Annotated in this window: 16 protein-coding genes and 2 pseudogenes; 4 read left to right on the top strand and 14 right to left on the bottom strand. The window is 66.2% G+C overall.

Going from position 1 to position 20,063, the window contains the following annotated elements; all coding sequences use genetic code 11:
- The first annotated feature begins 128 nt into the window (after nt 1–128).
- The gene (locus tag F1642_RS03865) at nt 129–824 is read left to right on the top strand and encodes a type 1 glutamine amidotransferase domain-containing protein (RefSeq protein WP_045981218.1); all 696 of its coding nucleotides are present in this window, start codon (nt 129–131) and stop codon (nt 822–824) included.
- 65 nt (nt 825–889) lie between these two features.
- Nucleotides 890–2,689 (top strand): translation elongation factor 4, encoded by a 1,800-nt coding sequence (gene lepA / locus F1642_RS03860; protein ID WP_127898630.1) that lies wholly within the window; start codon nt 890–892, stop codon nt 2,687–2,689.
- Between the two features lie 3 nt (nt 2,690–2,692).
- On the opposite strand, the gene F1642_RS03855 is transcribed toward lepA, so the two are convergent.
- From F1642_RS03855 to guaA, 8 genes and pseudogenes are all read right to left on the bottom strand, one after another.
- Nucleotides 2,693–3,076, bottom strand: a complete 384-nt coding sequence (locus F1642_RS03855; protein ID WP_194885523.1) for a hypothetical protein — start codon at nt 3,074–3,076, stop codon at nt 2,693–2,695.
- A gap of 140 nt (nt 3,077–3,216) precedes the next feature.
- Nucleotides 3,217–3,363, bottom strand: coding sequence for an entericidin A/B family lipoprotein (locus F1642_RS03850; RefSeq protein WP_064503532.1), 147 nt, complete (start codon nt 3,361–3,363; stop codon nt 3,217–3,219).
- Between the two features lie 63 nt (nt 3,364–3,426).
- The gene (gene rbsD / locus F1642_RS03845) at nt 3,427–3,810 is read right to left on the bottom strand and encodes a D-ribose pyranase (protein WP_194885522.1); all 384 of its coding nucleotides are present in this window, start codon (nt 3,808–3,810) and stop codon (nt 3,427–3,429) included.
- 9 nt (nt 3,811–3,819) lie between these two features.
- Nucleotides 3,820–5,001: a dipeptidase gene (locus tag F1642_RS03840; RefSeq protein WP_194885521.1), complete on the bottom strand. Its 1,182-nt coding sequence runs from the start codon at nt 4,999–5,001 to the stop codon at nt 3,820–3,822.
- A gap of 58 nt (nt 5,002–5,059) precedes the next feature.
- Entirely contained in the window at nt 5,060–6,880 is a 1,821-nt protein-coding gene (locus F1642_RS03835; RefSeq protein ID WP_194885520.1) for a M3 family oligoendopeptidase, read from the bottom strand.
- A 70-nt stretch (nt 6,881–6,950) separates the two neighbouring features.
- Nucleotides 6,951–7,748: a GNAT family N-acetyltransferase gene (locus F1642_RS03830; RefSeq protein WP_194885519.1), complete on the bottom strand. Its 798-nt coding sequence runs from the start codon at nt 7,746–7,748 to the stop codon at nt 6,951–6,953.
- 62 nt (nt 7,749–7,810) lie between these two features.
- Nucleotides 7,811–9,332, bottom strand: a pseudogene (locus F1642_RS03825) (cryptochrome/photolyase family protein).
- A 75-nt stretch (nt 9,333–9,407) separates the two neighbouring features.
- Nucleotides 9,408–10,966: pseudogene (gene guaA / locus F1642_RS03820) on the bottom strand (glutamine-hydrolyzing GMP synthase).
- A 123-nt stretch (nt 10,967–11,089) separates the two neighbouring features.
- Between guaA and F1642_RS03815 the strand changes: the two are divergent.
- Nucleotides 11,090–11,587: a CAP domain-containing protein gene (locus F1642_RS03815; protein ID WP_194885518.1), complete on the top strand. Its 498-nt coding sequence runs from the start codon at nt 11,090–11,092 to the stop codon at nt 11,585–11,587.
- Nucleotides 11,588–11,650: 63 nt separating this feature from the next.
- On the opposite strand, the gene F1642_RS03810 is transcribed toward F1642_RS03815, so the two are convergent.
- The 6 genes from F1642_RS03810 to proS all read right to left on the bottom strand — a co-directional run bounded on the left by F1642_RS03810 (nt 11,651) and on the right by proS (nt 18,720).
- Nucleotides 11,651–12,985 (bottom strand): branched-chain amino acid ABC transporter permease, encoded by a 1,335-nt coding sequence (locus F1642_RS03810; protein WP_194885517.1) that lies wholly within the window; start codon nt 12,983–12,985, stop codon nt 11,651–11,653.
- Between the two features lie 12 nt (nt 12,986–12,997).
- Nucleotides 12,998–14,005, bottom strand: a complete 1,008-nt coding sequence (locus F1642_RS03805) for a branched-chain amino acid ABC transporter permease (protein ID WP_045999087.1) — start codon at nt 14,003–14,005, stop codon at nt 12,998–13,000.
- Between the two features lie 3 nt (nt 14,006–14,008).
- Complete coding sequence (locus tag F1642_RS03800; protein ID WP_084693643.1) at nt 14,009–14,836, bottom strand: ABC transporter ATP-binding protein; 828 nt, start codon at nt 14,834–14,836, stop codon at nt 14,009–14,011.
- The gene (locus F1642_RS03795) at nt 14,833–15,615 is read right to left on the bottom strand and encodes an ABC transporter ATP-binding protein (RefSeq protein WP_194885516.1); all 783 of its coding nucleotides are present in this window, start codon (nt 15,613–15,615) and stop codon (nt 14,833–14,835) included. Before F1642_RS03795 ends, F1642_RS03800 begins: the two co-directional genes overlap by 4 nt.
- A gap of 114 nt (nt 15,616–15,729) precedes the next feature.
- Nucleotides 15,730–16,914, bottom strand: a complete 1,185-nt coding sequence (locus tag F1642_RS03790) for an ABC transporter substrate-binding protein (protein WP_045999611.1) — start codon at nt 16,912–16,914, stop codon at nt 15,730–15,732.
- A gap of 444 nt (nt 16,915–17,358) precedes the next feature.
- The gene (gene proS / locus F1642_RS03785; RefSeq protein WP_127898619.1) at nt 17,359–18,720 is read right to left on the bottom strand and encodes a proline--tRNA ligase; all 1,362 of its coding nucleotides are present in this window, start codon (nt 18,718–18,720) and stop codon (nt 17,359–17,361) included.
- 129 nt (nt 18,721–18,849) lie between these two features.
- On the opposite strand from proS, the gene F1642_RS03780 reads away from it, so the two are divergent.
- Nucleotides 18,850–20,061, top strand: a complete 1,212-nt coding sequence (locus F1642_RS03780) for an AI-2E family transporter (RefSeq protein WP_064503533.1) — start codon at nt 18,850–18,852, stop codon at nt 20,059–20,061.
- The last annotated feature ends 2 nt before the right edge of the window (nt 20,062–20,063 follow it).

Below are 20,063 nucleotides of genomic sequence, written 5' to 3'. Positions count from 1 at the left end.
CCCAGATGGTCGCACCGGTGCGACATCGCGACCGGGAACCCAGACGCGTCGGAGAACATTGACGTGCCGAACGCCATGGCGCCATCCCGGCATCGTGGTGATTTTTGCATCCCTCAAGGAGGTTTACCATGCCCAAGGCCCTGTTCATCCTGACCTCGCACGACACGCTTGGCGATACCGGCAAACCGACGGGTTTCTATTGGGAGGAGCTGGCCGCCCCCTATTGGATCCTGTCGGACGCGGGCTGGCAGATCGAGCTGGCCAGCATCAAGGGCGGCAAGCCCCCGGCGGACCCCTCCTCGGCCGAGGGCGACGCGATGACCGACGAGGTCCGCCGCCTGCTGGCCGACGAGGCGGTCATGAACAAGCTGGAGAACACCACCAAGGTCGAGGACGTCGAGGTGTCCGGTTGCGACATCGTGTTCCTTCCGGGCGGTCACGGCACGATGTGGGACCTGCCCAATTCGAAGGCCCTGGGCGATCTGCTGGGCCGGGCGTTCGACAAGGGTGCGGTCGTCGGCGCGGTCTGCCACGGGCCGGCCGGCCTGCTGTCGGCGCGTCTCGCCTCGGGTGATCCGCTGGTCCACGGCCGTCGCGTGGCGGGGTTCACCAACAGCGAGGAGGACGCGGTCGGCCTGTCCGATGTCGTCCCGTTCATGCTGGAGGACCAGTTGAAGGCCCAGGGCGGCCATCATCAGAAGGGCCCGGACTGGCAGCCCTTTGCCGTCGCCGATGGCAACCTGGTCACCGGCCAGAACCCGGCCTCGTCGGCCGAGGTCGCGCGCCTGATGCTGAAGGCCGCGGACCTTCCGACCGCGCCCTGACACCAAATAACGCAGGGCCGCGAAACCCTCTTTTCGCGGCCTTTGCGGGGCTGTATAGCCCGCCCATGACCGACCTTGACCTCATCCGCAATTTTTCGATCGTGGCGCATATCGACCACGGGAAATCCACCTTGGCCGACCGGCTGATCCAGTCCACGGGCACTGTCGCGGATCGCGACATGAAGGCCCAGATGCTGGACAGCATGGATATCGAGCGCGAGCGCGGGATCACCATCAAGGCCAACACGGTGCGGATCAGCTATCCGGCCAAGGACGGCCGGACCTATGTCCTGAACCTGATCGACACGCCGGGCCACGTGGACTTTGCCTATGAGGTCAGCCGGTCGATGCGCGCGGTCGAGGGGTCGCTGCTGGTCGTCGACGCCAGCCAGGGCGTCGAGGCGCAGACGCTGGCCAACGTCTATCAGGCGATCGACGCAGGCCACGAGATCGTGCCGGTCCTGAACAAGATCGACCTGCCCGCGGCCGAGCCCGACCGCGTCAAGGAGAACATCGAGGAAGTCATCGGCATCGACGCGCAGGACGCGATCCCGATCAGCGCCAAGACCGGTCTGGGCATCCCGGACGTCCTGGAGGCCATCGTCACGCGCCTGCCCGCGCCCAAGGGCGACCGCGACGCGCCGCTGAAGGCGATGCTGGTGGACAGCTGGTACGACGCCTATCTGGGCGTTGTCGTGATGATCCGCGTCATGGATGGGGTGATCCGCAAGGGCGACCAGATCAAGATGATGCAGACAGGCGCCAGCCACCGCATCGACAAGCTGGCCGTCCTGACGCCGCAGATGGTCGACATCGCCGAACTGGGCCCGGGTGAAATCGGTGTCTTCACCGGCTCGATCAAGCAGGTCCGCGACACGCGCGTGGGCGACACGATCACCCAGGAACGCAAGCCCTGTGCCACGGCGTTGCCGGGCTTCAAGCCGGCGCAGCCGGTGGTGTTCTGCGGTCTGTTCCCGGTGGACGCCAACGATTTCGAACCCCTGCGCGACGCCATCGAGAAGCTGGCCCTGAACGATGCCAGCTTCAGCTATGAGATGGAGACGTCGGCGGCCCTGGGGTTCGGCTTCCGCTGCGGGTTTCTTGGGCTTCTGCACCTTGAGGTCATCCGTGACCGGCTTGAGCGCGAATACGACCTGGACCTGATCACCACGGCGCCGTCGGTGGTCTTCAAGCTCCACATGCGCGACGGCGAGGTGCGCGACCTGCACAACCCCGCCGACATGCCGGACCTGACCCATGTCGACCATATCGAGGAGCCGCGCATCAAGGCCACGATCATGGTGCCGGATGAATATCTGGGCGACGTGCTGAAACTGTGCCAGGACCGTCGCGGCATCCAGCTGGACCTGACCTATGCCGGCGCGCGGGCGATGGTGGTCTATGACCTGCCGTTGGCCGAGGTCGTGTTCGACTTCTATGACCGGCTGAAGTCGGTGACCAAGGGCTATGCCAGCTTTGACTATCAGATTAGCGAGTACCGCGAGGATTTCCTGGTCAAGATGTCGATCCTGGTGAACGACGAACCGGTGGACGCGCTGTCGATCATGGTTCATCGCGACCGTGCCGAAAGCCGTGGCCGCGCGATGGTCGAAAAGCTCAAGGACCTGATCCCGCGGCACATGTTCAAGATCCCGATCCAGGCCGCCATCGGCGCCCGCGTGATCGCACGCGAGACGCTGTCAGCCATGCGCAAGGACGTGACCGCCAAGTGCTATGGCGGCGACGCCACGAGGAAAAAGAAGCTGCTGGAGAAGCAGAAGGCCGGCAAGAAGAAGATGCGTCAGTTCGGCAAGGTCGAGATCCCGCAGACGGCCTTCATCCAGGCGCTGAAGATGGACAACTGATCGTCATTCCCGAATGAAGGGAATGATGATGCGGCAATGACTGGCCACGGCCTGACCGACCGACAGTGCGCCATCGCGCGGCCCTGATCCGAACTGGGACAGGCCCGCGCCCTGCGCCTGGCGAGCCGGGTCCAGCGTGAACAGGATGCCCTGACCTGCCTCGCGCGGCTTGGGACTGGCGCGCCAGATGCGCGTCGCGACCGGCTGGTTCATCACCTGATGCGCAAGATCACCGGCGGCGCACCAGTAATCCGTGTCGGTCCGGCCCGCCTCGAACGGGACCGCGATATCGGTCGCATCGACCTGACGGGCCTCCATGCCATTGCGGGCGGTGAAAGCATGGGCGGGCAGGGGCAGCGCCAGCAGCGCCATCAGGATAATCCGCATGATGGCCTCATCGTTTCTTTAAGGGATACGTTCAAACGGACCAGATCGGCATCGGGTTCCGTATCCAATGTCCCATGCGCATGAGAAAGCCCCCGGCAGCAGGCTGCGGGGGGCCGTCATGTCGTGCCGATCGATTAGGATCACATCCCGGCTTGAGCCTCGGCGCTTTCCTGCTGGACGACCGCGCCGGCGGTCGAGATGTCGCGGCCCGCACCCTGCACGGTTTCGCAGGCGGCCAGCGTCATCATGGCCAGAACGGCGGTCAGGCCCAGGATCTTCTTCTGCATCGCTCAGTCTCCTTGTGGATAAGCATCTGGGCTTGCAACGCAATATCGGCGCATCGGTTCCGTCTAAAACGCCACGCCGGCGTAAAGGGCCAGATTGGCATAGGGGGTGCATTCCCCAGTCCGCACGATCGCGCGGGCGTGGCGCGACGCCGCCTTGAAGTCGTCATGCGACAGCATGGTGACCGCTCCGATGTCGCGTCGCGCGAATTCGGCCTGCAGGTCGGGGGCGGTTTCGGTCGCCATCGCCGAACGTTCGACGACCAGTTCGGCCAGCACCGCATCCAGCACGTCGAAGACGCCCGGAATGCCGCGGGTCAGGGCCAGGTCGATGACCCGGACGCCGGCGGGCACGGGCAGCCCGGCATCGCCGATCACCAGCATGTCGCCATGGCCGAAGGCGGCGATCAGCCCGGACAGTTCGGCATGCAGCAAGGTCGTGCGTTTCATCGGTTCCTCTCAGTTCTCGGGCAGGGTTTCGGCCAGATAGGCCATCATGTTGCCCCCCATGACCTTGGCGATCTGCACTTCCGACAGGCCCTGGTCAAGCAGGGCCTGGGTCAGTGCCGAAAGATGGGCGGCGTCGAACGGCGTATCGACCGACCCGTCCCAGTCCGAGCCGAGCGAGACGTGGTCCTCTCCGGCGACCTCGATCGCGGCTGCGATGGCTTGGGCCACGTCGGCGGGCGTCGATCCACAGACCACGTCCGACCAGAACCCGACGCCGATGATCCCGCCCGCCTGCGCGATGTCCGCGATCAGATCGTCGGGCAGGTTGCGGGGGCTGGGACAGTGGCGGGTGATGCCGGTATGGGACAGGACCGGCCGCGCGCCCGGAATGGCCAGCACGTCGCGCACCATCTGCGGGCTGGCATGGGTCACGTCGATGATCATGCCGCGCGCGATCATCGCGTCCGCCACCTGACGCCCGAAATCGGACAGGCCCGCGCCGGTGCCGCCCTCTCCGTGCAGACTGCCGCCCAGTTCGTTGTCGAAGAAATGCGTCAGCCCCATCAACCGGAAGCCCGCGTCATAGAGCACGTCCAGATTGCCCGGATCGCCCTCCAGAGGGTGACCGCCTTCCGATCCCAGCACCGCGCCCAGGACCTGCGCGCCTGCCTGCCGCCGCGCCAGATGGTCGGCCAGATCGGCGCGGCTGCGGATCACCCGCAGCCGGTCAGGTGCGCGATCCGCGGCGTCCTGCAACGCCTGCGCCTGCACCAGCGCCCGTTCACGCAGGGAGAACCAGCTGCGCGGCGGGCGCAGCTGTCCGATGAACAGGGGCGTGATGTTGTCGCCGGTATCGGTGGCGTTGTGGTCATAGTTCTGGCCGCGGGGGCTTTTCGTGACGGTGGTGAAGACCTGCACCGCCATGTTCCCGTCCAGCAGGCGCGGAACGTCGGTATGCCCCCGATCCGCACGGTCCAGCAGGTCGCGGTCCCACAACAACGCATCGGAATGCCAGTCGCCGATCACCAGCCGGTCATGCAGGGCCTGCGCCTCTGCCGTGACCGGCCAGCCTTCTGCCGGCATGGTGACGGGGTTCATCCCGCGTTCGACATAGGCCGGGGCGAAGGTCAGAAACCCCGCCACGCCCATCGCCAGGACCGCGCCCGTCCCCAGCAGCACCCGTTTCCACATGACTCCTCCGATCCGTCGCGCACAGTCTAGCGCGACGGACCGGGGACGCCAGACGGGATCACGCCTCCAGCGCCTCCAGCTGGTCGATCAGGCTCTCGATCATGGACAGGCCCTTGTCCCAGAAGGCCGGGTCGGACGCATCCAGGCCGAACGGTGCTAGCAGTTCGCGGTGATGCTTGGAGCCGCCGGCCTTCAGCAGGTCGAAATACTTGTCCTGAAAGTTCGGCAGGCCGTCCTCGTAGGCGGCATAGAGCGCATTCACCAGCCCGTCGCCGAAGGCATAGGCATAGACGTAGAAGGGCGAATGCACGAAATGCGGGACATAGGTCCAGAACGTCTCGTATCCCGGCATGTATTCGAAGACCGGGCCCAGGCTTTCATGCTGGACGGCCATCCAAAGCGCGTTGATGTCGTCGGGGGTCAGTTCTCCCTCGGCGCGGGCGGCGTGCAGGCGGCATTCGAAATCATAGAACGCGATCTGACGGACGACCGTGTTGATCATGTCCTCTACCTTGCCCGCCAGCAGGGCCTTCTTCTGCGCGGGGTCCGTGGTCTTGGCCAGCAGCGCGCGGAAGGTCAGCATCTCACCGAAGACGGACGCGGTTTCCGCCAGGGTCAGCGGCGTCGAGGACAGCAGCTCTCCCTGACGGGCGGCCAGACGCTGATGAACGCCGTGGCCCAGTTCGTGCGCCAAGGTCATCACGTCGCGCGGTTTGCCCAGATAGTTCAGCAGGATATAGGGATGCGCGGTCGAGACGGTCGGGTGCGCGAACGCGCCCGGCGCCTTGCCCGGCTTGACGCCCGCGTCGATCCAGCCCCTGTCGAAGAACGGTTCGGCCAGTTCGGCCAGTTCCGGCGAGAAGCCGGCATAGGCGTCCAGGACCGTCGACCGCGCCTCGGGCCAGTCGATCACGCGGGGCGCGTCGGTCGGCAGCGGCGCGTTCCGGTCCCAGACCTGCAGCTTGTCCAGCCCCAGCCATTTCGCCTTCAGCGCGTAATAGCGGTGCGACAGGCGGGGATAGGCGGCGGTGACGGCATTGCGCAGCGCCTCGACCACCTCGGGTTCGACATGGTTCGACAGGTGACGGCCGTATTGCGGCGTGGGCATCTTGCGCCACTTGTCCTCGATCGCCATTTCCTTGGCCAGCGTGTTGTGGATGCGCGTGAACAGCCCAACATTCGCGGTGAAGACCTTGGCCAGCGCATGGGCGGCGGCCTCGCGTCGTGCCCGGTCGTGGTCGGTCAGCAGGTTCAGCGTGGCCTCCAAGCCCAAGGTCTCTCCGTCGACGTCAAAGGTCAGGGCGGCGGTTGTTTCGTCGAACAGGCGGTTCCATGCGGCGGCGCCGACGACCGAAGTGTCGTGCAGGAACTGCTCCAGCTCGTCCGACAGTTGGTGGGGCCGCATCGCGCGCATCCGGTCGAAGACTGGCTTGTAGCGGGCAGGGCCGTCCGCGGCGGTGAACATGGATTCGTAGGTCGCATCGGGGATGCGGTTGAACTCCAGCGAGAAGAAGATGATCGGCGTCGTCAGATCGGTGATGCGCGCCTGCAGGTCGCCCATCTGCTTGGCACGGACCGGGTCGGTGGTGTTCTGGTAATAGCGCAGCCCGATATAGGACATGACGCGCCCGGCCAGGATATTGATTTGCTCGAACGCCTCGACCGCCTCCAGCATCTGCGCGGGCGTCAGGTCGGCCAGCTTGCCCTGATATTTGGCGGCAAAGGCCTGCGCCTGCGTCTCGATGCGCGCGATGTCCGCGGTCAGTTCGGGGCTGTCGGGGGAGGTATAGAGGTCGCTGAGATCCCATTCGGGCAGGGTGCCGAAATCGCCCTTGGCGCGCGCCGGATCGGTTGCATCGAAGACGGTGTTGCCTGCCATGGTGGGTCCTTTCAAAATGCTTCGGCGTCAGATGTGGACCCTGCCGGGCAGCGCCGCAAGGGGCGCGCCGTCACAGGGCCGTAAAGGCCCCGGCATGGGTCACGGCGCTGCCCCGGGGCAGACTGCCGTGGATCTGCAGGCCAGGCCCCGCATAGGGGGATGCCAGATCCGCGGGGACGAAACCCGATCCGGCATAGACCGTGGGATCGCCCAGGACCACGACCGGCCCCGTCGCGGCGCGCAGTGCGGCATCGATCAGCGCCCGACCGATGCCGCGCCGCTGCATGGCCGGATGGACAGCCAGCGGCGCCAAGGCGAATGCGGGTTCCGCCGCCTGCAGGGGTGACAGGGCGACAAGGCCGACCGGCACCCCTTCGACATGGGCCACCAGCGCCTGGGACAGATCGCCATCAGCCCGCAGCGCGCGCAGCAGGCGGGCCTCGGCCGGGCCATCGAATGCGCGTACCAGAAGGGTGTCCAGGGCTGCGTGATCCGACGGGACCTCGGGCCGGATCATGACCTGAGCGGCGTGGCGATGGAAATCGCGGCCCATGTCGCGGCTGCGCAGGCCCCAGGGGCTGGATGCCGTGCGGGCCTGATGCGCCGCGAACGCGTCCTCATCGGCAAAGACCTCGGACAGGGACCAGACCATCGGGTCGTCGGATTGCGCGATGTCAAAGCGCAGGCATCCCGGCTCGGCGCGGCTGGCATCGGCATGATCCTGCAGCAGGTCCAGCGCGGTCAGCATCTGCGCCGTGTCGTGACAGATCAGGCGTCCGTGCAGGGCGACGGGGGCAGGCGACAGGGGCACCGGCGTGCCTGAAGGGTCCAGGGCGGGGGTATGGGCATGGCCGCAGGCGCAATCCATCGGCAGGTCCTTTCGCTGATCGGCGGGCAGCGTGGCGGCACGGCAGCTCCGCGTCAAGCGGCTCAGACCGGATCGCCCGCATCCAGGCGGTCCAGGAACGCTGCCGCGTCGCTGCGGATCTGGCGGCGCTTGTCGGCGTCCATCCGGTCCCAGGTCGCATAAGCGCGCCCGATGCGGGGGTTCGACTGGAACCTGTCGCGATGACGCACCATGAAATCCCAATAGAGCACGTTGAACGGGCAGGCGCCGGGCCCGGTCTTCTGCGTCACCTTGTAGGCGCACCCGCTGCAATAATCCGACATCTTGGCGATGTAGTTGCCAGAACTGACATAGGGCTTGGACCCGACCACGCCGCCATCCGCGAACTGGCTCATCCCGATGACGTTGGGCGCCTCGACCCATTCATAGGCATCGACATAGACGGCCAGATACCATTCATGGACCTGCGCCGGATCGATCCCCGCCAGCAGGGCGAAGTTGCCCGTCACCATCAGCCGCTGGATATGATGCGCATAGGCGTGATCGCGGGTCTGTCCCACCGCCTGCGCCATGCAGTTCATCCGCGTGGGCGCACCCCAATAGACCGGCGGCAGGACGCGGTCATGCCCCAGCACGTTGCGCGCGGTGTAGTCAGGGCCTTCCAGGAAATAGATGCCGCGCATGTATTCGCGCCAGCCGATGATCTGGCGGATGAATCCTTCGGCCGAATTCAGGCGGACCTTTCCCGCGGCATGGGCGTCGGCGGCGGCTTGGCACACCTCCATCGGGGATAGCAGGCCCGCGTTGATATAGGGCGACAGGATCGAATGATGCAGGAACGGATCGTCCTGCAGCATCGCGTCCTGATAGGGGCCGAATTCGTCCAGCGAATGGTCGATGAAATGCGCCAGGACCTGCAGCGCGCCGGCCCGGTCGGTGGCATAGCCAAAGGGCCGCAGACGGCCGAAATTGTCGGGAAAACCGTGCCTCGACCAGGTCCAGAACCTGGGCGGTCACCGCGTCCGGTTCGAACCGGGGCGGGGGGATGCGCAGCAGGTCGGCCTGGGCGGGCTTGCGGTTGTCGTGGTCGAAGTTCCACTTGCCGCCCATCGGCTGGTCGCCCTCCATCAGCAGCCCGGTCTTGCGGCGCATCTCGCGATAGAACCACTCCATCCGCAATTCCTTGCGGCCCTCGGCCCAGCCCTCGAATTCGGGCTGGCTGCAGACGAAGCGGTCATCGGGCAGCTGGGTGACGGGCACGGGCAGGTCGTCCAGCGCGGCGATCAGGCGCCATTCCCCGGACCTCGTGGCGATCACGCGGTCGGCGCCATGCGCCGCGGCATGGCGCAGCAGCTCTCCGGGAATGGACTGTGTGTTGTCCGGATCGTCCAGCGTCGCATAGGCGACGCGGTGGCCGGCCTCGCGCAGACGGTCCGCGAACTTGCGCATCGCGGCGAACAGGAAGGCAATCTTCTGCGGGTGGTGGGGGACATAGCTGGCCTCGGACATCACCTCGGCCATGACGATCAGATCGTCGGGGCGCGCCTCGCGCAGCGCTGACAGGTCAGGCGACAGCTGGTCGCCCAGCACCAGGATCAGACGCATTTCACACCCCCAGAATGACAAGGACGCGCAGGTTGCCCTGCGCGTTCCCGACATGTCATGCGACGCGGTGCCGCGTCATTCCCATTCGATCGTACCCGGCGGCTTGGACGTGATGTCATAGGTGCAACGGTTGATGCCCTTGACCTCGTTGATGATCCGCGTCGCGGTCTCGCCCAGGAAGTCGTGGGTGAAGGGATAATAGTCCGCCGTCATCCCGTCGACCGAGGTCACGGCCCGCAGCGCGCAGGCGAAATCATAGGTCCGGCCGTCGCCCATGACGCCCACCGTGCGCACCGGCAGGATCGCCACGAAGGCCTGCCAGATCTTGTCGTACAGACCGTGCTTGCGGATCTGGTCGATGAAGACCGCGTCGGCCTTGCGTAGGATCTCCAGCTTTTCGCGGGTGATCTCTCCGGGGCAGCGGATGGCCAGACCAGGCCCGGGGAAGGGGTGGCGGCCGATGAAGCTCTCGGGCAGGCCCAGTTCACGGCCCAGTTCGCGGACTTCGTCCTTGAACAGTTCGCGCAGGGGTTCCACCAGCTTCAGGCCCATCTTCTCCGGCAGGCCGCCGACGTTGTGGTGCGACTTGATCGTGACCGACGGGCCGCCGCTGAAGCTGACGCTTTCGATCACATCCGGGTACAGCGTCCCCTGCGCCAGGAAATCGGCGCCCTCGATCTGGCTGGCGTATTTCTGGAACACGTCGATGAACAGCCGGCCGATGGTCTTGCGCTTGACCTCTGGGTCGCTGACGCCCTCCAGCGATCCCAGGAACAGGTCGGCCTCGTTCGCATGGATCAGCGGAATATTGTAGTTGTCGCGGAACATCTTGACGACGTCCTCGCCCTCGTTCAGCCGCAGCAACCCGTGATCGACGAAGACGCAGGTCAGCTGATCGCCGATCGCCTCGTGGATCAGCACCGCCGCCACGGACGAATCCACGCCGCCCGACAGGCCGCAGATGACCTTGCGGTCGCCCACGGTCTCGCGGATCTTGCGGATCGCCTCGTCCTTGTAGCTGGCCATGGTCCAGTCGCCGGTAAAGCCCGCCAGCCGGACGAAGTTCTCCAGCATGGTGCGGCCGTTCGGCGTGTGATGCACCTCGGGGTGGAACTGGACGGCATAGAAATGGCGCGCCTCGTCCGCGATCATCGCCATGGGTGCGTTGGGCGAGGTGCCGATGACCTCGAAGCCCGGCGCAAGGCTGGTGACGCGGTCGCCATGGCTCATCCAGACCTCTTCGCGGCCCGTGTCGAACAGGCCGGCAAAGATGCCGTCGGACTTGTGGCCCGGCGCGGGCGCGATGAAGGCGCGGCCGTATTCGGCGTGATGCCCGGCCTCGACCCGGCCGCCCAGCTGCTCCATCATGACCTGCTGGCCATAGCAGATGCCAAAGACGGGCACGCCCATGTCGAACACGGCCTGGGGCGCGCGCGGGCTGCCGTCGGTCGTGACGCTGGCGGGGCCGCCCGACAGGATGATCGCCTGCGGCGCCATCTGGCGCAGCGTGTCGTCGGTCACCGTGTTGAACGGGTGGATTTCGCAATAGACGTTCAGTTCACGCAGGCGACGCGCGATCAGCTGCGTCACCTGCTGCCGAAGTCGATGATCAGAAGGCGCTGGTGCTGGGTCATGGGTGCGCTTTAAGCGCGGTTTCAGCACCTTGCAAGCATTTCGGCGCCGGGGCGGGCGGGAACCGACGAAACCCGCGCGCGTTCGGGGTCAATCACCCCGATCCGTGCAAAAGGTATGTCCCGATGAAGCGCTTGTCCCTTGCCGCCACCTGCGTTCTGGCCCTGTCTGCCTGCCAGATGCCGATTCCCGGCCTGACGGCCCCGCAGGCCCCCGCCGATCAGGCGCTGGCCACAGAATGCCGCGGAGAGGTCGACGCGGGGCTGCGCCTGTCCGCCGCCGTCAACGCCGCCCGCGCGGCCGAGGGCAAGAACGCACTGGCCAGCAGTGCGGAACTGGACCGCATCGCGCTGGCCCATGCCTGCGACATGGCGCGGATGGGCCGCGCGGACGTGGCCGGGTCGAACGGGTCGAACGTCGTCGACCGCGCGCGGTCCGTGGGCTATCCGACCTGCGGCGTGGTCCAGCTGGTCGGCGCCGGCGGCACGCCCGAAGGAACGGTCAACGCGTGGCTTGTCCCCGGCCCGCAGCGGGAACAGGTCCTGGGACAGCTCAGCTATCAGATCGGCAGCGGGGGTCGCGCGCGGCGCGGGACGGGCGGCTGTGGCACAGCACGGTCCTAGGCAACAACTGCCGCTGAACGGACAAGGGGCGCGGTGTGATCCGCGCCCCTTTCCCATGTCGCCCTATTTCTCGGGCAGCAGGCCCCGTGGCGCAAAACGCAGCACCAGCAGCAGCACCGCCCCCATCGCGATGAAGCGCATGTGCGGCGCGCTGTCCAGCAGGTGCGCCTTGACCGGCCCGTCGGCCATCGGCCCGGTCAGCATCGAGATCAGGGCAGGGCCCCAGACCTCCGCCTTGATCCACAGGAACCAGATGGTGACGGCCCCCAGCACCGCACCCCAGTTGTTGCCGGACCCGCCGACGATCACCATCACCCAGATCAGGAAGGTATAGCGCAGCGGGTTGTAGCTTGTCGGCGCCAAGAGCCCGTCCAGCGTCACCATCATCGCCCCCGCGACCCCGATCACCGCCGACCCCAGGATGAACACCTGCAGGTGGCGGCGGGTCACGTCCTTGCCCATCGCCTCGGCCGCGGTCTCGTTGTCGCGGATGGCGCGCATCATGCGGCCCCAGGGCGATTTGAGCGCCAGTTCGGCCAGCAGGATGATGACCAGCAGCACGACCAGGAACAGCGACATGTAGGACAGCTTGACCCAGATGCCCGACGCCTCGGCCGCGGGGAAGCCCCAGCTGGCGGCAAAGTCGACGAAATCCGGGTTGCGCTGCAAGGCCACCTCCTGCGCGACGGGGCGCGGGATCGAGGTGATGTTCTTGACCCCGCGGGCCAGCCAGTCCTCGTTCTTCATCACGGCCACGATGATCTCGCCGATGCCAAGCGTGGCGATGGCCAGGTAATCGGACCGCAGGCCCAGGGCGACCTTGCCGATGGCCCAGGCCGCGGCGGCCGCGAACAGGCCGCCCACCACCCAGGACAGCAGCACCGGCAGGCCGAGGCCGCCGATATTGCCGTTGCGGGCCGGGTTGTTCGCCTCGATCGCGATGACAGCGGGATCGAACAGCCAGCGATAGGCGACAAAGCCGCCGATCAGCACGACCGCGGTCAGGATGCCGCTGCGGGTGCGCGTCCAGGCCAGCTTGGCCATGGCCAGCGTCCCCACGCCCACGGCCAGCGCCAGCATCAGCCGCGTGCCACCCGCGGCCCATGCTCCTTCGACCGGAGGCAGCGACACCAGGACGGGGGCCAGCGCGCCCATCGCCAGAAAGCCCACCACGCCCACGTTGAAGAGGCCCGCATAGCCCCATTGCATGTTGACGCCCAGGGCGGTGATCGCGGACAGCAGCCCCATGTTCAAGATCGCCAGCGACGTGTTCCAGCTGCCCGAGAACATGCTGTTCCGGACCGTGCCCTCCAGCACGAACAGGATGGCCAGCACCCCGAACAGGACCGGCGCGCGCCAGGGGCTGGCGGATGTCGCGGCTTGACGGTTGGTTGCCATGATCTCTCCCCCTCAGACCGATTTGCCGCGGAACAGGCCGGTGGGCCTGAACAGCAGGACGACGATCAGGATCACGAAGCTGACCGCGAATTTGTATTCCGTGCCCAGAAGCTGCATCAGCCCGCCGGGTTCGTACCAAGGCGCCAGATAGCCCACGACCTTGACCCACGGATAGGTCACCGCGACCTCGGAGAACGCGACCAGGAACCCGCCCGCAATGGCGCCAAGCGGATTGCCCAGGCCCCCGACGATCGCCGCGGCAAAGATCGGCAGCAGGATCTGGAAATAGTTGAAGGCCTTGAACGACTTGTCCAACCCGTAAAGCGTGCCCGCGATGGTGGCCAGCGCGGCCGCGATGATCCAGGTCAGGCGCACGACGCGTTCCGGGTCGATGCCCGACAGCAGGGCCAGATCCTCGTTGTCGGAATAGGCGCGCATGGCCTTGCCCGACTTCGTGCGGTTCAGGAACCAGAACAGCGCGATCATCACGATCAGCGCCACCCCCACGGTCAGCGCCTGGGTCGAGCGCAGCGCCAGGCCTTCCTCCAGCCCGGTCATTTCGCGGAAGTCGCGGACCGCGATCAGGAAGCGCGCGCCGTCGTCAAAGCGGATCTCGTCCACGCCGATCAGGATGCGGGTCAGGCCGTTCATCACGAACATCACGCCGACCGATGCCATCACCAGGATGATCGGCGCGGCCTTCTGCCGGCGATAGAATTTATAGACGGCGCGGTCGGTGCCCAGCACCAGCAGCGCCGTCAGCGCGATGCCAAGGGGTAGGGCGATCAGCGCCGTGGGCAGCGGGCCCGCGCTGACGCCCAGGGATTGCAGCCCCCAGGTCAGCAGGATCACGATGCCCGTGCCGAAGGCCATGGTGTCGCCATGCGCGAAGTTCGAGAAGCGCAGGATGCCATAGATCAGCGTGACGCCCAGGGCGCCAAGCGCCAGCTGCGCGCCATAGGCGGCGGCCGGGATGAAGACGAAGTTCAGAAAGACCACGAGGGCGTTCAGGATATCCACGGCTCAGCCCCCCAGGAAGGTGCGACGCACCTCGTCGTTCTGCATCAGGTCGGCCCCGGTGCCGGTATGGGCGTTCGCGCCCTGCACCAGCACATAGGCCTTGTCGGCGATCATCATCGCCTGGCGTGCGTTCTGTTCGACCATCAGGACAGGCAGACCGCCCCGCGCGATGGCGATGATGCGGTCGAACAGCTCGTCCATGACGATGGGGCTGACGCCCGCGGTGGGTTCGTCCAGCATCAGCACCTTGGGTCGGGTCATCAGCGCGCGACCGACGGCGACCTGCTGGCGTTGCCCGCCCGACAGCTCTCCCGCGGCCTGGCGGCGCTTGGCGGCGACGGCGGGGAACAGGTCATAGACCTGCTCCATCGTCGCGCGGATATCGTCGCGGCGGATATAGGCGCCCATCTCCAGGTTTTCCTCGACCGTCATGGACGGGAAGATGTTATTGACCTGCGGGACGAACCCCATGCCCGCCTTGACCCGGTCCTGGGGGTTCAGCGCGGTGATGTCCTGGCCGTTCAACCGCACCGATCCCTGGCGCAGGTTCAACATGCCGAATATGGCCTTCATGGCCGTGGATTTGCCCGCGCCGTTGGGGCCGACGATCACCGCGATCTGGCCCTGTTCGACCGCGATGGTGCAGTCGTGCAGGATGTCGGCGCCCTTGCCGTACCCGCCGGTCATCGCCTCGCCGATCAGGAAGGGATCGCCCGCGCGACCGGCGCCCACCGGTCCGGACCGCCGTGTGCCGTCAATCTGGCCCATGCCCTTGATGTTCACCACCGAGGCGTCGCGGTTGCCGCGATTGCCAAAGCCTGCGTCGCTCATGCGCCCACCATGTCCTTGTTCTTCAGGCCGGTGCCCAGATAGGCCTCGATCACCGCCTCGTTCTTCATGATGTCCTGGGCGCTGCCCTTGGCCAGAACCTTGCCCTCGGCCATCACGATCACCGGGTCGCACAGCTTGCCGATGAAATCCATGTCATGCTCGATCACGCAGAAGGTATAGCCGCGTTCCTTGTTCAGACGGATGATTGCGTCGGCGATGGTCATCAGCAGGGTGCGGTTCACGCCCGCGCCGACCTCGTCCAGGAAGACGATCTTGGCGTCGACCATCATCGTGCGGCCCAGCTCCAGCAGCTTCTTCTGGCCTCCGGACAGGTTGCCGGCCTTCTTATGGGTCAGATGGCGGATGGTCAGGAAGTCCAGGACCTCATCCGCCTTGCGCTTCAGTTCGGCCTCCTCGCGCTCGATCCGGCCGCGCTGGAACCAGGTCTTCCAGATCGTCTCTCCGGATTGCGCGCCGGGGACCATCATCAGGTTCTCGCGCACGGTCATCGAGCTGAACTCATGCGCCAGCTGGAAGGTGCGCAGCAGGCCCTTGTGAAACAGCTCGTGCGGCGGCAGGCCGCTGATGTCCTCGCCGTCCATGAAGACGCGGCCCGAGGTCGGGGGCAGCACGCCCGCGATCACGTTGAACAGCGTCGACTTGCCCGCGCCGTTCGGCCCGATCAGCCCGGTGATCGATCCGGTCTCGATCGTCAGGCTGGCGCCGTCCACGGCGCGAAAGCCGCCGAAATGTCTGTGAAGATCCTCGACACGGATCATGCGTCACCTTCCCTGTCTTCACATTCTTGGTGAAGATGTGCCGTCAAGCGGCTGTTATCTTTGCAAAACGGCCCGGCACCAAGATGGTGCCGGGCCGCCTGTTCAGGTCTGCGATCAGCGATAGCCGACCACTTCCAGCTTGCCGTCGGTGAACTGGATCTCGCGGAAGGTGCCCGCGGATTCACCCGGACCCACCAACTCGACCGAGGTGCCGCCGACATAATCGACGTCGCCGCCGCCGTTGATGATCTCCAGCGCCTTGGCCAATTCGCCCGGCAGGATCTCTTCGCCGGGGCCGTTGGCCACGTCCATGATGTGCTCCTTGTAGACCGCCGGGTCCGACGACTTGGACTTGGCCATCGCCAGCAGCATCAGCGCCGCCGCGTCATAGGCCTCGGCCGAAAAGGCGCCCGAGCCGTCAAAGCCCGCGGTCTCGGCCATCGCCAGATAGGCCTCGCGGCCTTCGCCTTCGGCTGCGGGGTTCTGACCGAAGCTGCCCTCGATCTCCGATCCGAAGTTGTCCTCCAGCGCCTGGCCGACCATGCCGTCCGGGAACACGAAGGTCTCGAAGGCGCCGCTGTCCAGCGCGCCGCGCACGATGCCCGAGCCGCCCTGGTCGACATAGCCCACCACGACCAGCGCATCGCCGCCCGCGGCCGACAGGGCCGCGATCTCGGCCGAGTAGTCGGCCTTGCCGTCGTCATGCGCGCTGTTGACGGTCACGGTGCCGCCATTGGCGGTGAAGGCCGCGGCAAAGCTGTCCGCCAGGCCCTTGCCATAGTCGTTGTTCGTGTAGGTCACGGCGACGGTTTCGATGCCGCGGTCGGCGATGATCTGGGCCATCACCTCGCCTTGGCGGGCATCCGACGGGGCGGTGCGGAAGAACAGTCCGTCATCCTCGATGTCGGTCAGCGCGGGCGAGGTGGCCGACGGAGAGATCATCACGATGCCGTTCGCCTTGGCGACGTTTTCCAGCGAGGCGATGGTCTCGCCCGAGCACATGCCGCCGATCAGGCCCTTGATGCCTTCGGATGCGATCAGACGCTCGACGGTCGCGGTCGCCGCGGCGGCGTCGATGCAGGTGCTGTCGCCCGTGACCGCCACAACGGTCGACCCGTCCAGCAGAAGGCCGGAATCGCTGACCTCCTTCATGGCCATCTCGGCGCCCTGCTGCATTGCGGGGGCCATCGATTCCAGCGGACCGGTGAAGCCGAGCGAGATGCCCAGCTTGATTTCTTCGGCGCCCGCGGCACCGGCCATCAGCGCCCCGGCGGCGGTCGCGAGAAGAAGCTTTTTCATGTGGAAGTCTCCCAGTTGGAACATTGTCCTGCGCGTCAGGTTAGAAGCGCAACATTCAAAAAGAAAGTGCGTTGTCGCGCGTATTTGCATGGTTTTTGGACAGGTTGACGTGTGACGCAGGGGCAACTTTGGACCGCATGATCGCCCCTCGCTTCAAGCCGGCTTTGGGACGGTCGGCCGTCGCCGTGGTCATCCCGTTCCGAATGGTATTGCCGGCGTTTCACGGGGTTCAGGGACGTCGGACGTCATCGCCGATGTCGAATAGCATCCGCCTAACTTGTGCAGCGGTTGCGTCTTTGAAAATGCCATGTTCGAACCTGACATCCGCACTGGTCATCCTGTCAACCATGCCCCCGATGGCGGACCAACACAGAGGGGCAATGCGCGGGTGGTCGGTCGCCACGACGCTTGCGATGAAGCGCGGCGGCGACCGTCCGTCGCGGCCTACTTGTCCGCGACCGTCACGCCCAACACGGGCTGATAGATCTGCGCGATCCGGGCGATGGCCTCCTGGGGAGAGACCTCCTCGGTCTGGCCGGTGCGGCGGCTGGTCAGCTCGACCTTGTTGCTGGTCAGGCCGCGCGGACCGACCGTGATGCGCCAGGGCAGTCCGATCAGGTCCATCGAGGCGAACTTTGCCCCGGCGCGTTCGTCCCGGTCGTCGTACAGTGGGTCCAGGCCGCGGGCCTGCAGTTCGGCATAGATCGCGTCGCAGGCGGCGTCGGTGGAATTGTCGCCCTGCTTGAGGTTGACGATGCCGACGTGGAAGGGGGTCACGCCCTCGGGCCAGATGATGCCCTTGTCGTCGTGGTTCGCCTCGATGATCGCGCCCAGCAGGCGCGACACGCCGATGCCGTGGCTGCCCATGTGCACGGGAACCTGCGCACCGTCCGAGTTGCGGACCATCGCGCCCATCGGTTCGGAATACTTGGTCCCGAAATAGAAGATCTGCCCGACCTCGATGCCGCGCGCGGTGCGGCGGCGTTCCTCGGGGACCTGGGCATAGACGGCCTCGTCATGCGTCTCGTCGGTGCGGGCATAGCGGCTGGTGAACTCCTCCAGCACGGCCTGGCATTCCTCGACGCTGTCATAATCGATGTCCCGGTCGCCAAAGGTCAGGTCGGTGATCTGGCTGTCATAGAACACCTCGGATTCCCCGGTCTCGGCCAGGACCAGGAATTCGTGGGTGTAATCGCCGCCGATCGGGCCGCCATCGGCGCGCATCGGGATCGCCTGCAGGCCCATCCGCTCATAGCTGCGCAGATAGCTGACCAGGTGGCGGTTGTAGGCGTGCAGCGCGTCTTCCTTGGTCAGGTCGAAATTGTAGCCGTCCTTCATCAGGAACTCGCGGCCACGCATCACGCCGAAGCGTGGACGGATCTCGTCGCGGAACTTCCACTGGATGTGGTACAGCGTCAGCGGCAGATCCTTGTAGCTGCCGACATGGCTGCGGAAGATGTCGGTGATCATCTCCTCGTTCGTGGGGCCGTACAGCAGGTCGCGCTTGTTGCGGTCCTTGATGCGCAGCATCTCCTCGCCATAGTCGTCATAGCGGCCGCTTTCGCGCCACAGGTCGGCGGGCTGCAACGTGGGCATCAGCATCGGGATGTGACCGGCGCGGGCCTGCTCCTCGTGCACGATCTGCTCGATGCGCCGCAGCACCTTGAAGCCCAACGGCAGCCAGGAATAGATGCCCGCCGTCTGCTGCTTGATCATGCCCGCGCGCAGCATCAGCCGGTGGCTGACGATCTGCGCCTCTTTGGGGTCTTCCTTCAGCACGGGCAGGAAATAGCGCGACAGACGCATGGCACGGGTCCTTCAAAGCGGTTCGGTCCGCAGCGTTACCGGATCGGTCCGGCCTTGCCAAGCATCGCGCTTGCAACCAGACGCACGGGGCGGCACATTCGCCGCAGGTTTCTGGACAAGGGTCGAACCATGCGCATCCCCGTACGCAAGCAGGTCATGTGGTGGGGCATCGCGGCGCTGACGTTGCTGGTGACGCTGTGGCTGCTGGGGCAGGCAGTCCTGCCGTTCATCCTGGGGGCGGGCATCGCCTATCTGCTGGACCCGCTTGCCGACCGTCTGGAGCGCGCGGGCCTGTCGCGCACCATGTCCGTGGTGGTGATCACCTTTGCGGTCGTGCTGGCCTTCGTCGCCATCGTTCTGCTGGTCATGCCGATCCTGGTGCGCCAGGCCACCGCCCTGATCGAGACCGCGCCGGAAATGATCAGCCAGGCGCGGGGTTTCCTGGACACGCGCTTTCCCAACCTGATCCCGCAGGGCGACGGGCTGCAGCAGACGCTGACCGACCTGCAGGCGACGATGGGCGATCAGGCCGCACGCCTGGCATCGACCGTCCTGGGATCGGTCACCGGCGTGCTGGGGACCGTGGCGCTGCTGGTCATCGTGCCGGTGGTCGCCTTCTATCTGCTGCTGGACTGGGATCACCTGGTCGCGGCCATCGACGACCTGCTGCCGCGCGAACATGCGGCGACCATCCGCCAGCTTGCCGCCGAGATCGACGACGCGCTGTCCGGGTTCCTGCGCGGACAGGGGGTCGTGATCGCCATCCTGGGGACGTGGTACGCGCTGGCGCTGATGCTGGTGGGCCTTCCCTTCGGCTTCTTCATCGGGATCATGGCGGCGGTCCTGTCCTTCATCCCGTATGTCGGGGTGCTGATCGGGGGCGCGACGGCCATCGGCGTGGCGTTGTTCAGCTTCTGGGGCGATCCGCTGTGGATCGGCGCGGTCGTCGCGATCTTTGCCCTGGGCCAGATCGTCGAAGGCAACTATCTGCAACCCAAGATCGTCGGCGGCCATGTCGGCCTGCACCCGGTCTGGCTGCTTCTGGCGCTGTCGGTCTTCGGCGCGCTGTTCGGCTTTGTCGGTCTGGTCATGGCAGTGCCGATGGCGGCGGCGCTGGGGGTGCTGGCGCGGTTCCTGATCGCACGCTATCGCGAAAGCTCGCTGTTCACCGGGCAGGCATTGCCGGCGGAACCGTCGCAGCCGATCCTGGTCGAGATGGTGCCCGCGGGCACCGTGGCCGCACGGATGCGCACCGCGCGGATGGATGCCGACCGCGCCCGCAGCCAGCAGCAGATCGAGGCCATGCAGGAAAACCTGGCGCGCCGCGACCTGCAAGGCTGACG

This window comes from Paracoccus sp. NBH48 (assembly GCF_015390265.1).
GTDB classification, from domain to species: Bacteria; Pseudomonadota; Alphaproteobacteria; order Rhodobacterales; family Rhodobacteraceae; genus Paracoccus; species Paracoccus marcusii.
Note: the sequence above shows the minus strand (reverse complement) of the source record. Positions and strands in the feature narration are given on the sequence as shown.